Consider the following 16,098-nt stretch of genomic DNA (forward strand, 5'->3'; position numbering starts at 1 on the left):
CAGAACTGTCCGTTCCTGGATCAGTCGCGCAGGCCGGTGAACCGGCCCTGGTGGTACAGCAGGGGGCGCCCCGGGCCCGCGTGATGGCCGCGCAGGACTTCCGCCAGCACGATGCGGTGATCCCCGGCGGGCACGCGCGCGGTGATCCGGCAGATCAGCCAGGCGGGGACGTCGTCGAGGACGGGGACGCCCTCGGGACCCTCGCGCCAGGCGGTGGGCGGTCCGAAGCGGTCGGCGCCGCTGCGGGCGAAGGTGGCCGCCAGTTCCCGCTGGTGCTCGCCGAGCAGATGCACACCGACATACGCCGCCCCGGACAGCGTGGGCCAACAGGAGGAACCGGTGCCGATGCCGAAGGAGAGCATCGGGGGTTCGGCGGAGACCGAGGTGAGCGAGGTGGCGGTGAAGCCGACGGGGCCGTGCTCGCCGCGGGCGGTGATCGCCGCGACTCCGGCCGCGTGCCGCCGGAAGACGGAACGCAGCAGGTCGGACGAGGCGAGCCGGGAGGCGTCGACATCGGGCGTGGCGGTCATGGACACCTGGGGAGGGCGAGCGCGGGGGACATCCCGTCAGACTGACGATAGTTGGCGCGTACAGTCAAGTGCGGGCGGCGATGTGGGAGATGACTCACTGTCGGATCCGCGCCGGTCACACCGCTTCACCGAGGGCCGCGATGACGTCCGCGCGGCGCGGCTGTCCGGTGGCCCGGCGCACCACCCGCCCGTCGGCGTCGAGCACCAGCACGGTGGGCGTCTTGAGGATCCCCAGCTCCCGCACCAGCTCGAGCCGGGCCTCGGCGTCGATCTCGACATGGGCGACCCCGGGCACCATCCCGGCCACCTCGCCCAGGATGCGCCGCGTCGCCCGGCAGGGGGCGCAGAAGGCGCTGGAGAACTGCACGAGCGTGGCCCGCTCGCCGAGTTGCCCGCCCAGTTCCGCCGGCCCCAGCCGCTTGCCCTCGTCCCGCCCGCGCACCCGCACTCTCCCGCTCCGCCGCCGTTGCAGCACTCCGAGGACGCTCGCCGCCGCGAGCACCGCCACGCACACCACCAGTCCGGTCATCGACTGCTGAAGCGTTCATGAGACTGCAAAGATTCCCGCCTTCCGTCAGGTCTTCGCCATGCGGAATGCTTGATTCATGGACATCGACGCAAGGGGTCCGCGCTTCGGGGCCGCCGTGACGACCGCCGTGCTGGCGGTGGTACTGGTCACCGGGAGCGCCTGGCTGCTGGCCTGGCAGACGCTGGCGTTCGCGCTGGGCGCGGCGGGCGGGGTCGCCAAGTCGCCGTACGGATGGCTGTTTCGCGCCGTCGTACGGCCGCGGCTCGGGCCGCCGACCGACTTCGAGGCGCCGGAGCCGCCGCGGTTCGCGCAGGCGGTGGGGCTGCTCTTCGCCGGTCTCGGACTGGTCGGCCTCACCCTCGGGCCGGAGTGGCTGGGTCTCGCGGCCACCGGGGCGGCGCTGGCTGCGGCGTTCCTCAACGCCGCCTTCGGGTACTGCCTCGGCTGCGAGTTGTACCTCCTGGTGCGGCGCGTCACCGTCCGCGCGGAGTAAAGCCGCCGCAAAAGCACGAGGTGGATCAAGGGGGTACGTGACGAGGATCTCGCCGTACACCGGCACCAGGGCTGGCTCCCCGCTCGTTCTTGGGGCACGATCTGCGACATGCCGTAAACCTACGGCTGCGTAACTTTCCCGCCGGGAGCAACCTTCCCGGGCAGAGAAGGAAGGGTCCACCCCGTCCATGGCAGAGCTTGTCTACCGTCCCGTCGTCGGTCTCGCCCTCACGATGTTCAAGGCGTGGGACCTCAAGATCGACTGCAAGGGTTCGGAGAACATCCCGCGCTCGGGCGGTGCCGTGCTGGTGAGCAATCACATCAGCTACCTGGACTTCATCTTCAACGGCCTGGCGGCGCTCCCCCAGAAGCGACTGGTGCGCTTCATGGCGAAGGAGTCGGTGTTCCGGCACAGGATCTCCGGTCCGCTGATGCGCGGCATGAAGCACATCCCGGTGGACCGCAAGCAGGGTGAGGCCGCCTACCAGCACGCGCTGGAGTCACTGCGGTCCGGCGAGATCATCGGCGTCTTCCCGGAGGCGACGATCTCCCAGTCGTTCACGCTGAAGAGCTTCAAGTCGGGTGCGGCGCGGCTCGCCCAGGAGGCCGGTGTCCCGCTGATCCCGATGGCCGTGTGGGGAACCCAGCGGCTGTGGACCAAGGGGCACCCGAAGAACTTCAAGCGCAGCCACACCCCGGTGACGATCCGGGTCGGCGAGGCGCTCGAGGCGTCCAAGGACAAGTACGCGGGCGCGATTACCCGGCAGTTGCGGGAGCGGGTGCAGGAGCTGCTGGAGGCCGCGCAGCGGGCGTATCCGGTGCGGCCCAAGGACGCGAGCGACACGTGGTGGATGCCGGCGCATCTCGGCGGTACGGCGCCCACTCCTGAGCAGGTGCGCGAGGCCGAAGCGCGGTAGCTGTTCGGGCCCCTAGGTACGAACGCTGAGCCGGGCTCCTGGGCTGAACTTCTCTAGCGACTCCGCCAGTTCGGCCGCCGCCCGCTCCACCTCCGCCACCGGCATCGGGGCCATGCCCTCCAGCAGGAAGATCGCCGAGACCGACTCCTCGGTCAGGCGGGTGCGTGGGCCCTGGCGCCAGTTCCAGCGGCGGCAGGTCACGCCGGTGTCGTCGCACCACACCACTTCACCGGCGTCGGGGTGCTCGACCGCCTCGGCGCCGTCGGCGACGGTCACGAAGGACTCCTCGCCCGTGGCGCGGACGAGCCGCATACCGCCCTGGACGCAGTCGAGGTCCTCCCCGCCGACCGGGATGAGATGCGCCACGCTGATCGCGTTGTAGAGGTCGACGAGCAGGTTGATCCGGGGCAGCCCGGCACCCGACAGGGCCCTCTTCGCCAGCGCCTCCGCGGAGTTGCGAGTGCGCGACGGCTTGGACCCGAAGGCCGTGTACGTCTGCCGCCACGCCACCATGTGCGGATCCTCGTGCGGGGCGCGGCCGTCCAGACGTACGGCCAGACGGCGGGCCGCCTCGTCGAGGAGCGCCGAACCGGCGTCGGTGCTCGGGCCGTTGACGAGTCCGTGGGCCTCGATGGCGACGTGAGTGAAGCCGGGCGCGAGGGCGCGCACCTCGTCGGACACGGTCAGCGTGAGGGTCATGGTCCGCCTTGCCTCAGAGTGCGGTCGGGAGCATCTGCCACAGGTGCGGCCGGTCGGTCGCGCCCGTCAGGGCACTCAGGACGGCCGGGTGTGGTTTAGCATACAGGACTGGATAGTCCAGTTCATTGGACTCCGGGTCCACCGGGAAGGCCAGCCGCTCGCCATCCAGGGAGAACTGGGCGTCCACGCCGGGCTTGTTGCCCCGCGGATCCTGCCGGTGCCAGGCACCGTTGAACCGGACCGCCACCAGACCGTGGACCACGTCGAACTTCTGGTAGCACAGCGCCGTCGGGATGTCCTCGGCCCGCAACAGGGCCGCCAGCGCATGGGACTTGGCGTAACAGGTGCCCGTGCCGGACTCCAGCACGTCGGAGGCGCGCCAGGTGACACGGAGGTCTCCGGAGTCCTGGGAGTGCGGGATGGCGTCCCGTACGAACTCGAAGGCCAGTCGCGCATAGGCATACGAGTCCTCGGCCTGCCCAGCGATCCGGGCGGCGGTCCGCCGCACCACGGGATGCTCGTGGTCGATGACCTCGTCAGGGGTCAAGTAGGCGGAGAGGTCGGGGGTTTCCTGGATGAGCTCCATGGCGGCAGAGCATAGGAATGCGATCACCCGATCGTCAATTCTTTTTCGGGTGACCGCATACCTATGCAGAGTGGGAGGTGGCTAGCGCGCCATCTCCTCCTTCAGTGCCGCCAAGAAGGCGTCCACGTCCTCCTCGGTGGTGTCGAAGCCGCACATCCAGCGCACGACACCGGCGGCCTCGTCCCAGAAGTAGAACCGGAACCGCTTCTGGAGGCGCTCGCTCACGTCGTGCGGGAGCTGGGCGAAGATGCCGTTGGACTGCACCGGGTAGAGGATCTCGACGCCGTGCACCGCGCGGACGCCCTCGGCGAGCCGCTGCGCCATCTCGTTGGCGTGCCGGGCGTTGCGCAGCCAGAGGTCCTTGGCGAGCAGCGCCTCCAACTGCACCGACACGAAGCGCATCTTGGAGGCGAGCTGCATGGACAGCTTGCGCAGATGCTTCATCCGGCGGACGGCATCCTGGTTGATCACCACGACCGCCTCGCCGAACAGGGCGCCGTTCTTGGTGCCGCCCAGGGAGAGGATGTCGACGCCGACGGCGTTGGTGAAGGTCCGCATCGGGACGTTCAGCGAGGCCGCCGCGTTGGCTATCCGGGAGCCGTCCAGGTGCACCTTCATGCCGTGCGCGTGGGCGTGCTCGCAGATGGCGCGGATCTCCTCGGGCGTGTACAGCGTGCCCAGCTCCGTGCTCTGGGTGATCGAGACGACCTGCGGCATCGCCCGGTGCTCGTCCTCCCAGCCCCAGGCCTGCCTGTCGATCAGCTCAGGGGTGAGCTTGCCGTCCGGCGTGGGCACCGTGAGCAGCTTCAGGCCGCCCATGCGCTCGGGGGCGCCGCCCTCGTCGACGTTGATGTGCGCGCTCTCGGCGCAGATCACCGCGCCCCAGCGGTCGGTGACCGCCTGGAGCGCGACGACGTTGGCGCCGGTGCCGTTGAAGACCGGGAAGGCCTCCGCCGTAGGACCGAAGTGGCTGCGGATGATCCCCTGGAGGTTCTCCGTGTACGCGTCCTCGCCGTAGGCGACCTGGTGGCCGCCGTTGGCCACGGCCAGGGCGGCCATCACCTCCGGGTGGGCGCCGGCGTAGTTGTCGCTGGCGAAACCGCGGAGCTCCGGGTCGTGGTGGCGACGCGCATCGGTCTTCGGGGGGTTCACGGCTTCTCGGTGAGCCACAGACGCTGTCCGTTCACTTCCGCGGCGGGCTTGTCCCAGACGCCGACGATGGCCTCGGCGAGGTCCGTGACATCGGTGAAGCCCGCGAACTTCGCGTTGGGCCGCTCGGCGCGCATCGCCTCGTGCACCAACGCCTTCACCACCAGGATCGCAGCCGCCGACGTCGGGCCCTCGGCGCCCCCGGCCTTGCGGAAGGCGTCGCCCAGCGCGAGCGTCCAGGCCTCGGCCGCGGCCTTGGCGGCGGCGTACGCGGCGTTGCCGGCCGTGGGCTTGGAGGCACCGGCGGCGCTGATCAGCAGGTAGCGGCCGTGCTCGCTGCGCTGGAGGCCCTCGTAGAAGGCCAGCGAGGTGTGCTGCACGGTGCGGATCAGCAGCAGCTCCAGGAAGTCCCAGTCGTCGAGGCTGGTCTTCACGAAGGTCTCGCTGCCCCGCCAGCCGCCGACGAGGTGGACCAGGCCGTCCACCCGGCCGAACTCCTTCTCGATCCTGGTCGCCCAGTCACGGGTGGAGTCCAGGTCGAGCAGATCGACGGGCTCACCGATGACGGTGGCGCCGCCCGCGGCGTAGCGGGCCGCGTCGACGGCCTCCGCCAGCCGCTCGGGGTCATTGTCGGCGCCCACGACGGTGGCACCCGCCTCGGCCAGCTTGAGCAGAGCCGCCCGTCCGGCCGGTCCGCCCGCCCCGGCCACCGCGATCACCGCGCCGCTGAGCGGCCCGTTCCCGTTCGCCATGTTGCCCTCCTGAGCCACGTCCTGAGAAAGGTCGCTCACGCGGCGACCCGCTCGGCACTGTCCGCCGTGATGCCCTTGGTGGAGGCGATCACGTTCTTGAGCTTCTTGGACAGGGCCTCATAGAACATGCTCAGCGGAAACTCGTCCGGAAGCACGTCATCGACGAGCTTGCGCGGCGGCAGGGTCAGGTCCAGGGCGTCCGGACCCTTGGCCCACTTGGAGCCGGGGTGCGGGGAGAGGAATCCGGAGACCAGCTCGTACCCGGCGAACCAGTGGACGAGCTTCGGCCGGTCGATGCCGTCCCGGTAGAGCGTCTCGATCTCGGCGCACAGCTCGTTGGTGACCTGCGGGGCGCGCTGCCAGTCGATGAACAGCTTGTTGTCGGTCCACCGCACCACGTCGTGCTTGTGCAGGTAGGCGAAGAGCAGCTGGCCGCCGAGGCCGTCGTAGTTGCGGTTGCGGTCGCCGGTGAGCGGGAAGCGGAACATCCGGTCGAAGAGCACGGCGTACTGCACGTCACGGGCCTGCGGGACGCCTTCGGCCTCCAGCTTCACGGCCTCCTTGAAGGCGGTGAGGTCGCAGCGCAGCTCCTCCAGGCCGTACATCCAGAACGGCTGGCGCTGCTTGATCATGAAGGGGTCGAAGGGCAGGTCGCCGTGGCTGTGGGTACGGTCGTGGACCATGTCCCACAGGACGAACGCCTCCTCGCAGCGCGTCTGGTCGTGGACCATCGCGGCGATGTCCTCGGGCAGCTCAAGACCCAGGGTCTCGACGGCGGCCTCGGTGACCCGGCGGAAGCGGGCGGCCTCGCGGTCGCAGAAGATCCCGCCCCAGGTGAAGCGCTCCGGCGCCTCGCGCACGGCGATCGTCTCGGGGAAGAGCACGGCCGAGTTGGTGTCGTAACCGGCCGTGAAGTCCTCGAACTTGATGCCGCAGAACAGCGGGTTGTCGTAGCGGGTGCGCTCCAGTTCGGACAGCCACTCGGGCCAGACCATGCGCAGCACGACGGCTTCCAGATTGCGGTCCGGGTTGCCGTTCTGCGTGTACATCGGGAAGAGCACCAGGTGCTGGAGGCCGTCCGCACGGTTCGCGGCGGGCTGGAAGGCCAGCAGCGAGTCCAGGAAGTCCGGCACCTCGAAGCCGCTCTCGGCCCACCGGGTCAGGTCCTTCATCAGGGCCTCGTGGTAGGCCGCATCGTGCGGCAGCAGCGGCGAGAGCTCCTCGACGGCCGTCACGATCCGGGCCACCGCGGCCTCGGCGTCGGCGGCGGCCGGGGCGCCCTCGGCCCGGAGGTCGATCGACCCGTCAGTGGACTGCCATGGCCGAATCTGCTCCACGGCATCCTTGAGCACGGGCCATGCCGGGTGCTCCACCACCCTGGCCGCAGGAGGAACCTGCTCCCCCATACCCGACTGCACAAGAATTTCCGTCATGTCCCATCCTCCACGGGAGAACCTCGCGTAAGGACACCGTAGGCATACGAGGTTTCTCTCAGCAAGTGGCACCTCAGGAAATTATCCTGCGCAACCCCTATCGTCACCGAATTTTTTCCTGCGGGACGGGGTAAGGGCACTCGTGCGGGGTAGGCGCAACGATTCGGCCGGTCAATGCCCGTCGGACTCGCCCACGGCCGGGTGACGGCCCGGGCGGGCCACGCGCGAGCACAGTCCAGGTACTGGCCGGATCCTTGCGTCCACGGGGCCGATCCCCGGTGTACGCACGGGTTTCATCCGGGGCCCCGGCGGTTAGGCTGCGGCCCTGCCACGCGAACGCCCCGTTCCGGTCGTGCGCGTGCCGAGCCGCCGTCGACGGAAGCGAGTCGAACCTTGAACTTCCTTACCATCGGTCACCGCGGAGTGATGGGTATCGAACCCGAGAACACCCTCCGTTCCTTCGTCGCCGCCCAGCAGGCCGGCCTCGACGTCATCGAACTCGATCTGCACCTGAGCAAGGACGGCCACCTCGTCGTCATGCACGACGCCGACGTGGACCGCACGACCGACGGAAACGGCCCCATCGCCGAGAAGACCCTCGCGGAGCTGCGCGCCCTGGACGCGGGCAAGGGCGAGCGGGTGCCGGTCTTCGAGGAGGTGCTGGACGCCGTGGCGGCGCCGCTCCAGGCCGAGATCAAGGACGTGGCCGCGGCTCGGGCGCTGGCCGGGGTGATGGACCGGCGGGACCTGGTCTCCCGGGTGGAGGTGTCCTCGTTCCACGACGAGGCGATCACCGAGATCGCCCGGCTGGTCCCGGGGGTGCGGACCGCGCTGATCGGCAGCCGCTACGGCACCGACATCGTGGAGCGGGCCGTGGCGGCGGGCGCGGGCACGGTCTGCCTGAACATCCGCCGGATCACCCTCGAAGTCGTGGAGGCGGCCCGCGAGGCCGACCTCAGGATCGTCGGCTGGGTGGTGAACACCCAGGACCATCTGCGTCTCGTACGCGCCCTGGAGCTGGACGGCGCCACCACCGACTACCCGGAGATCAAACGCACGGGCCGCTTCACGGCCTGAGGCTCAGCCGAGTTCCTTGGTCAGCAGCTCGAACTGGAGGTCGTCGCGCTGCGGGATGCCGAAGCGCTCGTCGCCGTACGGGAAGGGGGTCATCTTTCCCGTACGGCGGTAACCGCGGCGCTCGTACCAGGCGATGAGGTCCTCGCGCACCGAGATCACCGTCATGTGCATCTCGGTGACGCCCCAGCTCTCGCGGGCGGCGCGCTCGGCCGCCGCGATGACGACCTTGCCGAGGCCCGCGCCCTGGAGGGTCGGGCTGACCGCGAACATGCCGAAGTAGGCGTGGGCGCCGCGGTGTTCGAGCTGGCAGCAGGCGACGATACGGCCGTCCCGCTCGACCGTCAGCAGCCGGCTGTCGGTCGCCTTGACAACCTCCAGCACGCCCTGCGGATCGGTGCGCTGGCCCTGAAGGATGTCCGCCTCGGTGGTCCAGCCGACCCTGCTGGAGTCACCGCGGTAGGCCGACTCGATCAGCGCGACGAGCGCGTCGACATCGGCGTCGGTGGCGTCGCGGAAGGTCAGTGCGGCGGCGGTCTCCATGGGGCGCGTCTCCACTTCTCGGCACTGCACGGGCAGGGACGAGAGTAACGCGCGGCCGCTACCCTCCGGGATCATGGTGCATGTACTCAGCAGCAGAATCCTGCTCCATCCCGTCGACCCCGACCGCTCCCGCGCCTTCTACGGCGACCAGCTGGGCCTGGCCATCCAGCGCGAGTTCGGCACCGGCCCCGAGCGTGGCACCGTCTACTTCCTCGGCGGCGGCTTCCTGGAGGTCTCCGGCCGCTCCGAGGCCCCGCCCTCCCCCGCGCTCCAGCTCTGGCTCCAGGTCGAGAGCGCGGAGGCGGCGCACGAGGAGCTGCGGGCCAAGGGCGTGGAGATCGTCCGGCCGCCGGTGCGCGAGCCATGGGGCCTGATCGAGATGTGGATCGCGGATCCGGACGGTACGCGGATCGCGCTGGTGGAGACCCCGAAGGACCATCCGCTGCGGTACCGGCCGGGGATCTAGCCCCGGCTCTTCTCCGATGGCCCGGGTGCCGTGCGGGGCTTAGCGTGCTTCAGGGGGTCGCGCGCTCGGAAGGAACGCCATGAACCTCGACAAGCCGGTGATCGGCGGCCCCTGCTGGACCGAGCTGGGGACCAGTGACGTGGAGGCCGCCAAGAGCTTCTACACCCGGCTCTTCGGCTGGCGTACCGAGACCGACCCCCGCCAGGAGGCGGGCGGCTACACCGTGGCCCACCTCGGCGACGCGGCGGTCGCGGCGCTTTCCCCGCTGTACCAGGAGTCCCAGCCGGTCGCCTGGAACGTGTCCTTCCGGGTGGCCGACGTCGATGCCACCGCCGCTCAGGCCGAGGCGTCGGGCGCGACGGTGCTGGTCGGCCCGATGGACGTGTTCGACGTGGGCCGGTTCGCCGTGGTCCTCGATCCGGCCGGGGCCGCCTTCCAGCTGTGGCAGGCCCGCGCCTTCCCGGGCGCGGGCCTGTTCAACGCGCCCGGCACGCTCGGCTGGGTGGAGCTGATGACCCGGGCCCCCGACCGGGCGGTGGCCTTCTACCGCGCGCTGTTCGGCTGGAGCGTCAACGCCTCCGAGCACTACACCCAGTGGGGCATCGACGGCGCCGACTTCGGCGGCATGGTGGCGATGGACGAGAAGTTCCCGCCCGAGGTGCCCTCGCACTGGCTGCCGTACTTCGCAGTGACAGACGTCGACGCCGTCGCCACCAACACGGTCCACGCGGACGGCAGCGTCCTGATGGACCCGACCTCGCTGCCCGGGGGCCGCCGGATCGCGCTGCTGCGGGACCCGCAGGGCGCGGTGTTCGGCGTCTACCGCTCTCCGGACGACGCAGACTGAACCACGCCGCGAGTTCCCCCGTGGAACATCTGCCCTGACCTGCCGTGCTCCCGCCAGTGCTCCCCGTGTACACCCTTGCGCTCGCGTGCGCGCCGCATGGTCCGGGCAGTCTCCAGCCGACCGCGGGCGACTGCCCGGCACCGTCGAGCGGGGAGGGCGTGTGCATCTTCCGGCTTCGCCCGGCTGGCTGTTGGTCGCGCTGTGCGCGGCCACCGGCGCCTACTGCATGCTGCGGATGCGCAGCCACGTCGAGGAACAGCGCCGGGCCGCGGGCGGCGAGGCGCTGATGGGCTTCGGCATGGCCGCGATGGCCGTGCCCGCCGCGGTGTTCACCCCGCCGTCATGGACCTGGCCGGTCTACGCGGCGGTGTTCGGCGCGGCGGCGCTGCGCGCCCTGTGGGCGGCCCGGGCGAGCGCGCACCACCTGCACCATCTGGTGGGCACCGCGGCCATGGTCTACATGGCGGTCGCGATGGCCGCCTCCCCGAGCCACGGTGCCTCCGGCGTCCCGTTCGTGACCGGGATGCTCCTGCTCTACTTCACGGGGTACGTGCTGCTGACCGGCGTCCGACTGGTCCCCGTCACCGCGGGCGGCCCGGGAGCCGTACGCCTCGGTGACCGGCCGGAGTTGGCGAGGGCCTGCCGGCTGGCGATGGGCATCGCGATGGTCGCCATGCTGCTGACCATGTGACCACAGTGGCCTGTGTCACTTTGCCGCCACCGCCCGTACCCCTGGGCGGTACGGCGCTCATAGGCTGGAGTCATGATGGTCCCCGCGGCTCTGCTGCTGCTCGGCGCCCTGACCGCCGTGGCCGCCCCGCGCGTGATCGCCCGGGCCGACTGGCCCGACCGGGAACCGGTGGTCGCCCTGTGGGTGTGGCAGTGCGTGGTGGCGGCCGTCCTGCTGTGCTGCGCCCTGTCGATGACGCTGAGCGCCGCCGCGGCCTGGCAGGCGGTGCGCGGCCACGTGTTCGCGCCCGCGCCGCCGAACGTCGTGGAGGCCTACGCCCTCGGGGTGGCCGGATCCTGGGCCGCGGCGACCGCGGTGGCACTGGCCTGCGGCGGGGTGTGGACCGCGGTGATGCTGGTCCGCGAAGTCGCGCGGGCCCGGGCCCGGCGCCACCGCCGACGGGCCGAACTCCTCGTACGCGCACCGCTGTTGCCCGGTGAGGAGCCCCGGCCCGACCGGCGTCTGGTGGTCCTGGAGAGCGAGCGGCCCGACGCCTGGTGGCTGGCCGGCGCGGAACCGCGGCTGGTGGTGACCACGGCCGCGCTGCGCCGCCTGAAGGGGCGGCAGCTGGACGCCGTACTCGCTCATGAGCAGGGGCACGCGCGGGCCCGGCACGACTGGCTGCTGCACTGCTCGGCCGCGCTGGCCGCCGGGTTTCCGCAGGTGCCGGTGTTCGCCGCGTTCCGGGACGAGATGCACCGGCTGGTCGAACTCGCCGCCGACGACATGGCCTCCCGCCGGTTCGGCCGCCTGACCACCGCGCTGGCGCTGGTGGAACTCAACGAGGGCCGGGGTGTGTTCGGCCCCTGCCCGACCCGGGCGCAGGTGCCGCAGCGGGTGAGCCGGCTGCTCACCGCCCCGGACCGGCTCAGCCCGGCCCGCCGGCTGCGGCTGACGGCCGCCGCGGCGCTGGTGCCCGTGGTGCCGGTGCTGGTGGCCTTCGTACCGGGGCTGCGGGCGCTGGGATAGTCCGGTTCGGGTGGATCCACCCGCCCGGCATTGGCCTCCTGCCCCAGGAGTCGGCGAGGATCGCAGTATGCACACCCAGTCCGTCGACTCCCCGCCCCGGACGCCGCTCCGCGGGCCCGCCCTCCGCTGGGCCGGTGCGCTCGCGCTGTGCTCGGCCCTGCTGCTGGCGCTGGTCGCGGTCCGCTGGCATCCCCTGATCACCTTCGACGGCGACATCGCCGAGACCACCCACCGCTGGGCGGTCGCCGAGTCCGGGCTGACGCGGGCGTTCCGGATCCTGACGGACTGGGTCTGGGACCCCTGGACGATGCGTATCCTCTGCGCGGTGGTGGTGCTGTGGCTGCTCCGGCGGCACGCGGCGCGCTGGACGGCCTTCTGGCTGGCGCTCACCACCACCCTGGCCACCCTGCTCCAGCAGGCCCTGAAGGCCGCCGTGGACCGCTCCCGCCCCGTCTGGACCGACCCCGTCGACTCCGCCCAGTACTCGGCCTTCCCCTCCGGCCACGCGATGACCGCCACCGTGGTCTGCGGCGTCCTGCTGTACCTGCTGCACCACTACGGCGTCGGCCGCGCGCTGTGGCGTACGGCATTGTCCGTGGCCGTCGTCTCCGTCGTCGGCGTCGGTCTGACCCGGGTGTGGCTGGGCGTCCACTGGGCCTCGGACGTCATCGGCGGCTGGCTCATGGGCGCCGCGGTGGTCGCCCTGGCGGTGGCCCTGCACCGCCGGCGCGCCCCCGGGCGACCGGCCGACGCAACGGACTGATCTTCCCGCGCGGGCGATCGACGTTCCGTAGGCTTCGAACATGACCGCAGTCCTGTTCGACTTCTCCGGCACCCTCTTCCGCGTCGAGTCCACCGAGTCCTGGCTGCGCGGGGCGCTGGCCGAGCGGGAAGTGGAGCTGCCCGAGCCGGAGTTGGCCGGGGCCGCCGAGGCGCTGGAGCGGATGGGGGCGCTGCCGGGCGGGGCGAACCCGGCGTGGCTGCCGGAGGACGTGGCGAGCGTGTGGGGCGTCCGGGACAAGAGCCAGGAGCTGCACCGCGCCGCGTACACCGGGCTGTCCCGGCATGTGGCGCTCCCTGACGAGGGCCTGCACGAGGCGCTCTACGACCGCCATATGACGCCCGCCGCCTGGGATCCGTACCCCGACGCGGCCGAGGTGCTGGGCGCGCTGCGGGAACGCGGCGTCGGTGTCGGCGTGGTCAGCAACATCGGCTGGGACCTGCGCCCGGTCTTCCGCGAGCACGGCCTCGACCGGTATGTGGACGCCTACGTCCTGTCCTTCGAGCACGGCATCCAGAAACCGGACCCGCGGCTGTTCCGTGCCGCCTGTGCCGAGCTCGCCGCCGATCCGCGCGAGGTCCTGATGGTCGGCGACGACCGCAGGGCGGACGGCGGCGCCGCGACGCTGGGCTGCGAGGTGCACTTCGTCGACCATCTGCCGGTCGCCGAGCGGCCCGACGGCCTGCGACCGGTGCTGGATCTGGTGGCGCGCCGTCGCCCCGAGGACTTCGGCGTCGGCGCCTGAGAAGTCGCCCCGGGCCACCATCGGGGAGTCGCGCGCCTGCCTTAGGCGATCCCCCGTGTCGCCCAAGGCAGGCGGCAACCCGAACAGGCCGGACCGGAGTCCGACCGGGTGCGCCGAGTATAGTTGGCTGGCAGCCAGTCAACGCAGGAGTAAGCATGTCCCCGCGCAGCGCCTCGGTCAATGAAGAACTGCGGCGGCGTTCTCGCGAGCGGCTCCTCCAGGCGGCGGTCGAACTGGTCGGTGAGCACGGCTACGAGGCCACGACCTTGGGCGACATCGCCGACCGGGCCGGTTCGGCGCGCGGTCTGGTCTCGTACTACTTCCCCGGAAAACGCCAGCTCGTCCAGTCCGCGGTGCACCGGCTGATGTGCTGCACGCTCCAGGAGGCGCTGGAGCGCGATCCGCGCACCGAGGACGGCCGGGAGCGGATGGCCCGGGCCATCGACGCGATCCTGGGGCTCGCCCGGGACCGTCCCGTGCTGATGCGCCAGCACATGGCCGGGATCCTCCAGGCCGAGGGCTTCGTGCAGTGCCCGGAGCAGCGCCGCCTCGCCGAACTCCTGCGGGAGACCTGCGCCCGGCACGGCTCGCTCGACGTCGAGGCCGACTATCCGATGCTGCGGGCCCTGCTCATGGGCGCGGTCTACGCGGCGCTGGTCCCGGGGGTGCCGATGTCCGTGCCGGTGCTGCGGGCGGAGCTGTTCAAGCGCTACCGGCTCGACTGGGAGATGGGGACCCCACCCGACGCGGACACCACGCCGGACGACACCGACCTCTCCCGCTTCTTCGCCACCGGGGAGGAGCCCCACTGAGGTTCAGCGGCGGGCGTGCCGGGGTGTCAGGTACCCCGCGTCACGGGCCTGGGAGATCAGCTTGAGCGACTTGCGGCGGCTGTGACCGGTGGCGCACATGACCGCCAGCACGGGGTCGAAGCCCTCCTCCTGGGCCGCCCGGTACTCCTGGGCGATCAGCCACCGCCCCTCGCTCCCCCGCGGCCACGCGGGCCGGGCCCGCCGGGCGCCGGCGTACTCCTCGCCGTCGGCGGCTTCGTCCTCCCGCGTCATTCCGCAGGCCTCGAACAGGGGGTCCTCGATCCAGTCGGCGAGCACCGCCAGATCGTGCAGGGACAGCGCCGGCTGGGCCCGTACGTCCTCGATGGAGACGCCGTCCGCGGACACCACCGCGAGCGCGTCGACCCGGGCGCCGTCGGTGAACGCGAGCCTGACCTGGAACCACGCGGTCGCGCCCGCGCTCTCCCGCACTTCCCACGCGGGCCACACGGACACCTGGCCGTCCGTCGGACAACGATCAGAAAGATTAAGAAAGGATGCTTCTAGCACACACGGAACGTAACCGCATCATCACATTCCATACGAACGGACACGCGAGACCACTCGGTGTCGGCACCCTGTCAGCGCAGCACCTGGGGTGCGATGCTGGAAGCAACAGCACCCTCCTGCGATCCCACGGGTGAGGAGTTCCGCCGTGCTGCATGTCGCCGTCGTCGGCTCAGGGCCGAGCGGGTGTTACACCGCGCAGAGTCTCGTACAGCAGGATCCGACCGTCCTCGTCGACGTCCTGGACCGGCTGCCGTGCCCCTACGGCCTGGTCCGCTACGGCGTGGCGCCGGACCACGAGAAGATCAAGTCCCTCCAGAACAACCTGCGGGCCGTGCTGGAGCACGAGCGGGTGCGGTTCCTCGGCGGGGTGCAGATCGGGCCCGGCGGGGTGCCGGCGGCCCGGCTGCGGGAGCTGTACCACGCGGTCGTGTACTGCGTGGGCGCCGCCACCGACCGGCACCTCGGGATCCCGGGCGAGGATCTGCCGGGCAGCTGGTCGGCGACCCAGTTCGTGTCCTGGTACAGCGCCCATCCGGACGCCGTCGACGACGGATTCGTCCGCGGGGCGCGGTCGGCCGTGGTGATCGGCGTGGGCAATGTCGCGGTGGACGTCGCGCGGATGCTGGCCCGCGGTACGGCGGAACTGAGCCCGACGGACGTGCCGCAGGCGGCACTGACGGCGCTCGCCGCGAGCCGGGTCACCGACATCGCCATGGTGGGCCGACGCGGCCCCTCCCAGGCCCGTTTCACCACCAAGGAACTGCGCGAACTGGGCTCCCTGCCCGGCACCGACGTCACCGTCGACCCCGCGGAGGCCGCCCTCGACCCGGCCTGGGCCGACGCCTCGGCCCTGCCCGGGGCCCAGCGCCGCAACGTCGACGTCCTGCGCACCTGGTCCGGCACCTCGCCGAACGGCGCCCCCCGCCGGATCCGGATGCGCTTCTTCCTGCGTCCCGTCGAACTCCTCGCCGAGGCGGGCCGGGTGGGTGCGGTCCGCTTCGAGCGCACGGCGCCCGACGGCCGGGGCGGGGTGACCGGAACCGGCCAATTCGAAGAGATCGAGGCGCAGTTGGTGCTGCGCTCGGTGGGCTATCGCGGAGTCCCCCTGGAGGGCCTGCCGTTCGACGCGGCGCACGGCACCGTCCCGCACCTGGCGGGCCGGGTCCTGCGCGAGGGCGCGGTCTCCCCCGGCGAGTACGTGGCCGGCTGGATCAAGCGCGGCCCGACCGGCGTCATCGGCACCAACCGGCCCTGCGCCAAGGAGACGGTGACGTCGCTCATCGAGGACGCCGCCGCGCTCGTGACCAAGGGCGTCCCCGAGGATCCCCTGACGGCGCTGCGGGCCGAGGGCGTCGAGCCGGTGCGCTGGGAGGGCTGGCGGTCCATCGAGCGGGCGGAGGCCGAGCTGGGGGAAAGCCTGGGCCGACGCGTGGTGAAGCTGGCGGACTGGCAGTCCCTGATGGACGCCGCGCACCGGCCGTAGCGCCCCCGGGGCGGGACACGCACCGGAAACGCT

At 71.5% G+C, this 16,098-nt stretch carries 20 protein-coding genes; 11 read left to right on the forward strand and 9 right to left on the reverse strand.

Annotated elements, in window-relative coordinates; all coding sequences use genetic code 11:
• Positions 1 to 20: 20 nt before the first annotated feature.
• Together STRCI_RS04235 and STRCI_RS04240 are read right to left on the reverse strand one after the other, a co-directional pair.
• Positions 21 to 530 (reverse strand): flavin reductase family protein, encoded by a 510-nt coding sequence (locus STRCI_RS04235; RefSeq protein ID WP_269657464.1) that lies wholly within the window; start codon positions 528 to 530, stop codon positions 21 to 23.
• Between the two features lie 115 nt (positions 531 to 645).
• Positions 646 to 1,059 (reverse strand): TlpA family protein disulfide reductase, encoded by a 414-nt coding sequence (locus STRCI_RS04240; protein ID WP_269657465.1) that lies wholly within the window; start codon positions 1,057 to 1,059, stop codon positions 646 to 648.
• A gap of 76 nt (positions 1,060 to 1,135) precedes the next feature.
• Here STRCI_RS04240 and STRCI_RS04245 point away from each other — a divergent pair, with 76 nt between their 5' ends.
• Both STRCI_RS04245 and STRCI_RS04250 read left to right on the forward strand, forming a co-directional pair.
• Positions 1,136 to 1,552 (forward strand): DUF4395 domain-containing protein, encoded by a 417-nt coding sequence (locus STRCI_RS04245; protein WP_269657466.1) that lies wholly within the window; start codon positions 1,136 to 1,138, stop codon positions 1,550 to 1,552.
• Positions 1,553 to 1,739: 187 nt separating this feature from the next.
• Positions 1,740 to 2,468: a lysophospholipid acyltransferase family protein gene (locus STRCI_RS04250; protein WP_269657467.1), complete on the forward strand. Its 729-nt coding sequence runs from the start codon at positions 1,740 to 1,742 to the stop codon at positions 2,466 to 2,468.
• 12 nt (positions 2,469 to 2,480) lie between these two features.
• On the opposite strand, the gene STRCI_RS04255 is transcribed toward STRCI_RS04250, so the two are convergent.
• The 5 genes from STRCI_RS04255 to STRCI_RS04275 form a co-directional block, all read right to left on the reverse strand.
• Positions 2,481 to 3,167, reverse strand: a complete 687-nt coding sequence (locus tag STRCI_RS04255; RefSeq protein WP_269657468.1) for a B3/B4 domain-containing protein — start codon at positions 3,165 to 3,167, stop codon at positions 2,481 to 2,483.
• Between the two features lie 13 nt (positions 3,168 to 3,180).
• Positions 3,181 to 3,753, reverse strand: coding sequence for a transglutaminase-like domain-containing protein (locus STRCI_RS04260; protein WP_269657469.1), 573 nt, complete (start codon positions 3,751 to 3,753; stop codon positions 3,181 to 3,183).
• Positions 3,754 to 3,834: 81 nt separating this feature from the next.
• A complete protein-coding gene (locus STRCI_RS04265; RefSeq protein ID WP_269657470.1) occupies positions 3,835 to 4,905 on the reverse strand; it encodes a threonine aldolase family protein in 1,071 nt (356 codons plus the stop codon).
• Positions 4,902 to 5,654 (reverse strand): SDR family oxidoreductase, encoded by a 753-nt coding sequence (locus STRCI_RS04270; protein WP_269657471.1) that lies wholly within the window; start codon positions 5,652 to 5,654, stop codon positions 4,902 to 4,904. Before STRCI_RS04270 ends, STRCI_RS04265 begins: the two co-directional genes overlap by 4 nt.
• 35 nt (positions 5,655 to 5,689) lie before the next feature.
• On the reverse strand, positions 5,690 to 7,087 hold the full coding sequence (locus tag STRCI_RS04275) for a DUF6421 family protein (RefSeq protein ID WP_269657472.1): 1,398 nt from the start codon (positions 7,085 to 7,087) through the stop codon (positions 5,690 to 5,692).
• 393 nt (positions 7,088 to 7,480) lie between these two features.
• Here STRCI_RS04275 and STRCI_RS04280 point away from each other — a divergent pair, with 393 nt between their 5' ends.
• Entirely contained in the window at positions 7,481 to 8,164 is a 684-nt protein-coding gene (locus STRCI_RS04280) for a glycerophosphodiester phosphodiesterase (protein ID WP_269657473.1), read from the forward strand.
• Between the two features lie 3 nt (positions 8,165 to 8,167).
• On the opposite strand, the gene STRCI_RS04285 is transcribed toward STRCI_RS04280, so the two are convergent.
• A complete protein-coding gene (locus STRCI_RS04285; protein WP_269657474.1) occupies positions 8,168 to 8,704 on the reverse strand; it encodes a GNAT family N-acetyltransferase in 537 nt (178 codons plus the stop codon).
• 73 nt (positions 8,705 to 8,777) lie between these two features.
• Between STRCI_RS04285 and STRCI_RS04290 the strand changes: the two genes are divergently transcribed.
• From STRCI_RS04290 to STRCI_RS04320, 7 genes are all read left to right on the forward strand, one after another.
• Positions 8,778 to 9,170: a VOC family protein gene (locus STRCI_RS04290; protein ID WP_269657475.1), complete on the forward strand. Its 393-nt coding sequence runs from the start codon at positions 8,778 to 8,780 to the stop codon at positions 9,168 to 9,170.
• 79 nt (positions 9,171 to 9,249) lie between these two features.
• Entirely contained in the window at positions 9,250 to 10,017 is a 768-nt protein-coding gene (locus tag STRCI_RS04295; RefSeq protein ID WP_269657476.1) for a VOC family protein, read from the forward strand.
• Between the two features lie 160 nt (positions 10,018 to 10,177).
• Entirely contained in the window at positions 10,178 to 10,708 is a 531-nt protein-coding gene (locus STRCI_RS04300) for a DUF5134 domain-containing protein (protein WP_269657477.1), read from the forward strand.
• Between the two features lie 72 nt (positions 10,709 to 10,780).
• Positions 10,781 to 11,716, forward strand: a complete 936-nt coding sequence (locus tag STRCI_RS04305) for a M56 family metallopeptidase (RefSeq protein ID WP_269657478.1) — start codon at positions 10,781 to 10,783, stop codon at positions 11,714 to 11,716.
• A 67-nt stretch (positions 11,717 to 11,783) separates the two neighbouring features.
• Entirely contained in the window at positions 11,784 to 12,479 is a 696-nt protein-coding gene (locus tag STRCI_RS04310) for a phosphatase PAP2 family protein (RefSeq protein WP_269657479.1), read from the forward strand.
• Between the two features lie 40 nt (positions 12,480 to 12,519).
• Positions 12,520 to 13,242: an HAD family hydrolase gene (locus tag STRCI_RS04315; RefSeq protein WP_269657480.1), complete on the forward strand. Its 723-nt coding sequence runs from the start codon at positions 12,520 to 12,522 to the stop codon at positions 13,240 to 13,242.
• A 155-nt stretch (positions 13,243 to 13,397) separates the two neighbouring features.
• Positions 13,398 to 14,054: a TetR/AcrR family transcriptional regulator gene (locus STRCI_RS04320; protein WP_269657481.1), complete on the forward strand. Its 657-nt coding sequence runs from the start codon at positions 13,398 to 13,400 to the stop codon at positions 14,052 to 14,054.
• Positions 14,055 to 14,057: 3 nt separating this feature from the next.
• Here the strand turns inward: STRCI_RS04320 and STRCI_RS04325 are convergent, their stop codons facing one another.
• Positions 14,058 to 14,528 carry a DUF6214 family protein gene (locus STRCI_RS04325; protein ID WP_269657482.1) on the reverse strand — a complete coding sequence of 157 codons (471 nt, stop codon included), beginning with the start codon at positions 14,526 to 14,528 and terminating at the stop codon, positions 14,058 to 14,060.
• Positions 14,529 to 14,727: 199 nt separating this feature from the next.
• Between STRCI_RS04325 and STRCI_RS04330 the strand changes: the two genes are divergently transcribed.
• Positions 14,728 to 16,065 (forward strand): FAD-dependent oxidoreductase, encoded by a 1,338-nt coding sequence (locus STRCI_RS04330; protein ID WP_269657483.1) that lies wholly within the window; start codon positions 14,728 to 14,730, stop codon positions 16,063 to 16,065.
• Positions 16,066 to 16,098 lie beyond the last annotated feature (33 nt).

Source organism: Streptomyces cinnabarinus, assembly GCF_027270315.1.
GTDB classification, from domain to species: Bacteria; Actinomycetota; Actinomycetes; order Streptomycetales; family Streptomycetaceae; genus Streptomyces; species Streptomyces cinnabarinus.

Coding starts and splice junctions, on each gene's coding strand:
- STRCI_RS04310 (WP_269657479.1), top strand. CDS start 11,784: ATGCACACCCAGTCCGTCGACTCCCCGCCCCGGACGCCGCTCCGCGGG.
- STRCI_RS04275 (WP_269657472.1), bottom strand. CDS start 7,087: ATGACGGAAATTCTTGTGCAGTCGGGTATGGGGGAGCAGGTTCCTCCT.
- STRCI_RS04255 (WP_269657468.1), bottom strand. CDS start 3,167: ATGACCCTCACGCTGACCGTGTCCGACGAGGTGCGCGCCCTCGCGCCC.
- STRCI_RS04305 (WP_269657478.1), top strand. CDS start 10,781: ATGATGGTCCCCGCGGCTCTGCTGCTGCTCGGCGCCCTGACCGCCGTG.
- STRCI_RS04260 (WP_269657469.1), bottom strand. CDS start 3,753: ATGGAGCTCATCCAGGAAACCCCCGACCTCTCCGCCTACTTGACCCCT.
- STRCI_RS04285 (WP_269657474.1), bottom strand. CDS start 8,704: ATGGAGACCGCCGCCGCACTGACCTTCCGCGACGCCACCGACGCCGAT.
- STRCI_RS04320 (WP_269657481.1), top strand. CDS start 13,398: ATGTCCCCGCGCAGCGCCTCGGTCAATGAAGAACTGCGGCGGCGTTCT.
- STRCI_RS04245 (WP_269657466.1), top strand. CDS start 1,136: ATGGACATCGACGCAAGGGGTCCGCGCTTCGGGGCCGCCGTGACGACC.
- STRCI_RS04235 (WP_269657464.1), bottom strand. CDS start 530: ATGACCGCCACGCCCGATGTCGACGCCTCCCGGCTCGCCTCGTCCGAC.
- STRCI_RS04270 (WP_269657471.1), bottom strand. CDS start 5,654: ATGGCGAACGGGAACGGGCCGCTCAGCGGCGCGGTGATCGCGGTGGCC.
- STRCI_RS04295 (WP_269657476.1), top strand. CDS start 9,250: ATGAACCTCGACAAGCCGGTGATCGGCGGCCCCTGCTGGACCGAGCTG.
- STRCI_RS04290 (WP_269657475.1), top strand. CDS start 8,778: ATGGTGCATGTACTCAGCAGCAGAATCCTGCTCCATCCCGTCGACCCC.
- STRCI_RS04315 (WP_269657480.1), top strand. CDS start 12,520: ATGACCGCAGTCCTGTTCGACTTCTCCGGCACCCTCTTCCGCGTCGAG.
- STRCI_RS04240 (WP_269657465.1), bottom strand. CDS start 1,059: ATGACCGGACTGGTGGTGTGCGTGGCGGTGCTCGCGGCGGCGAGCGTC.
- STRCI_RS04250 (WP_269657467.1), top strand. CDS start 1,740: ATGGCAGAGCTTGTCTACCGTCCCGTCGTCGGTCTCGCCCTCACGATG.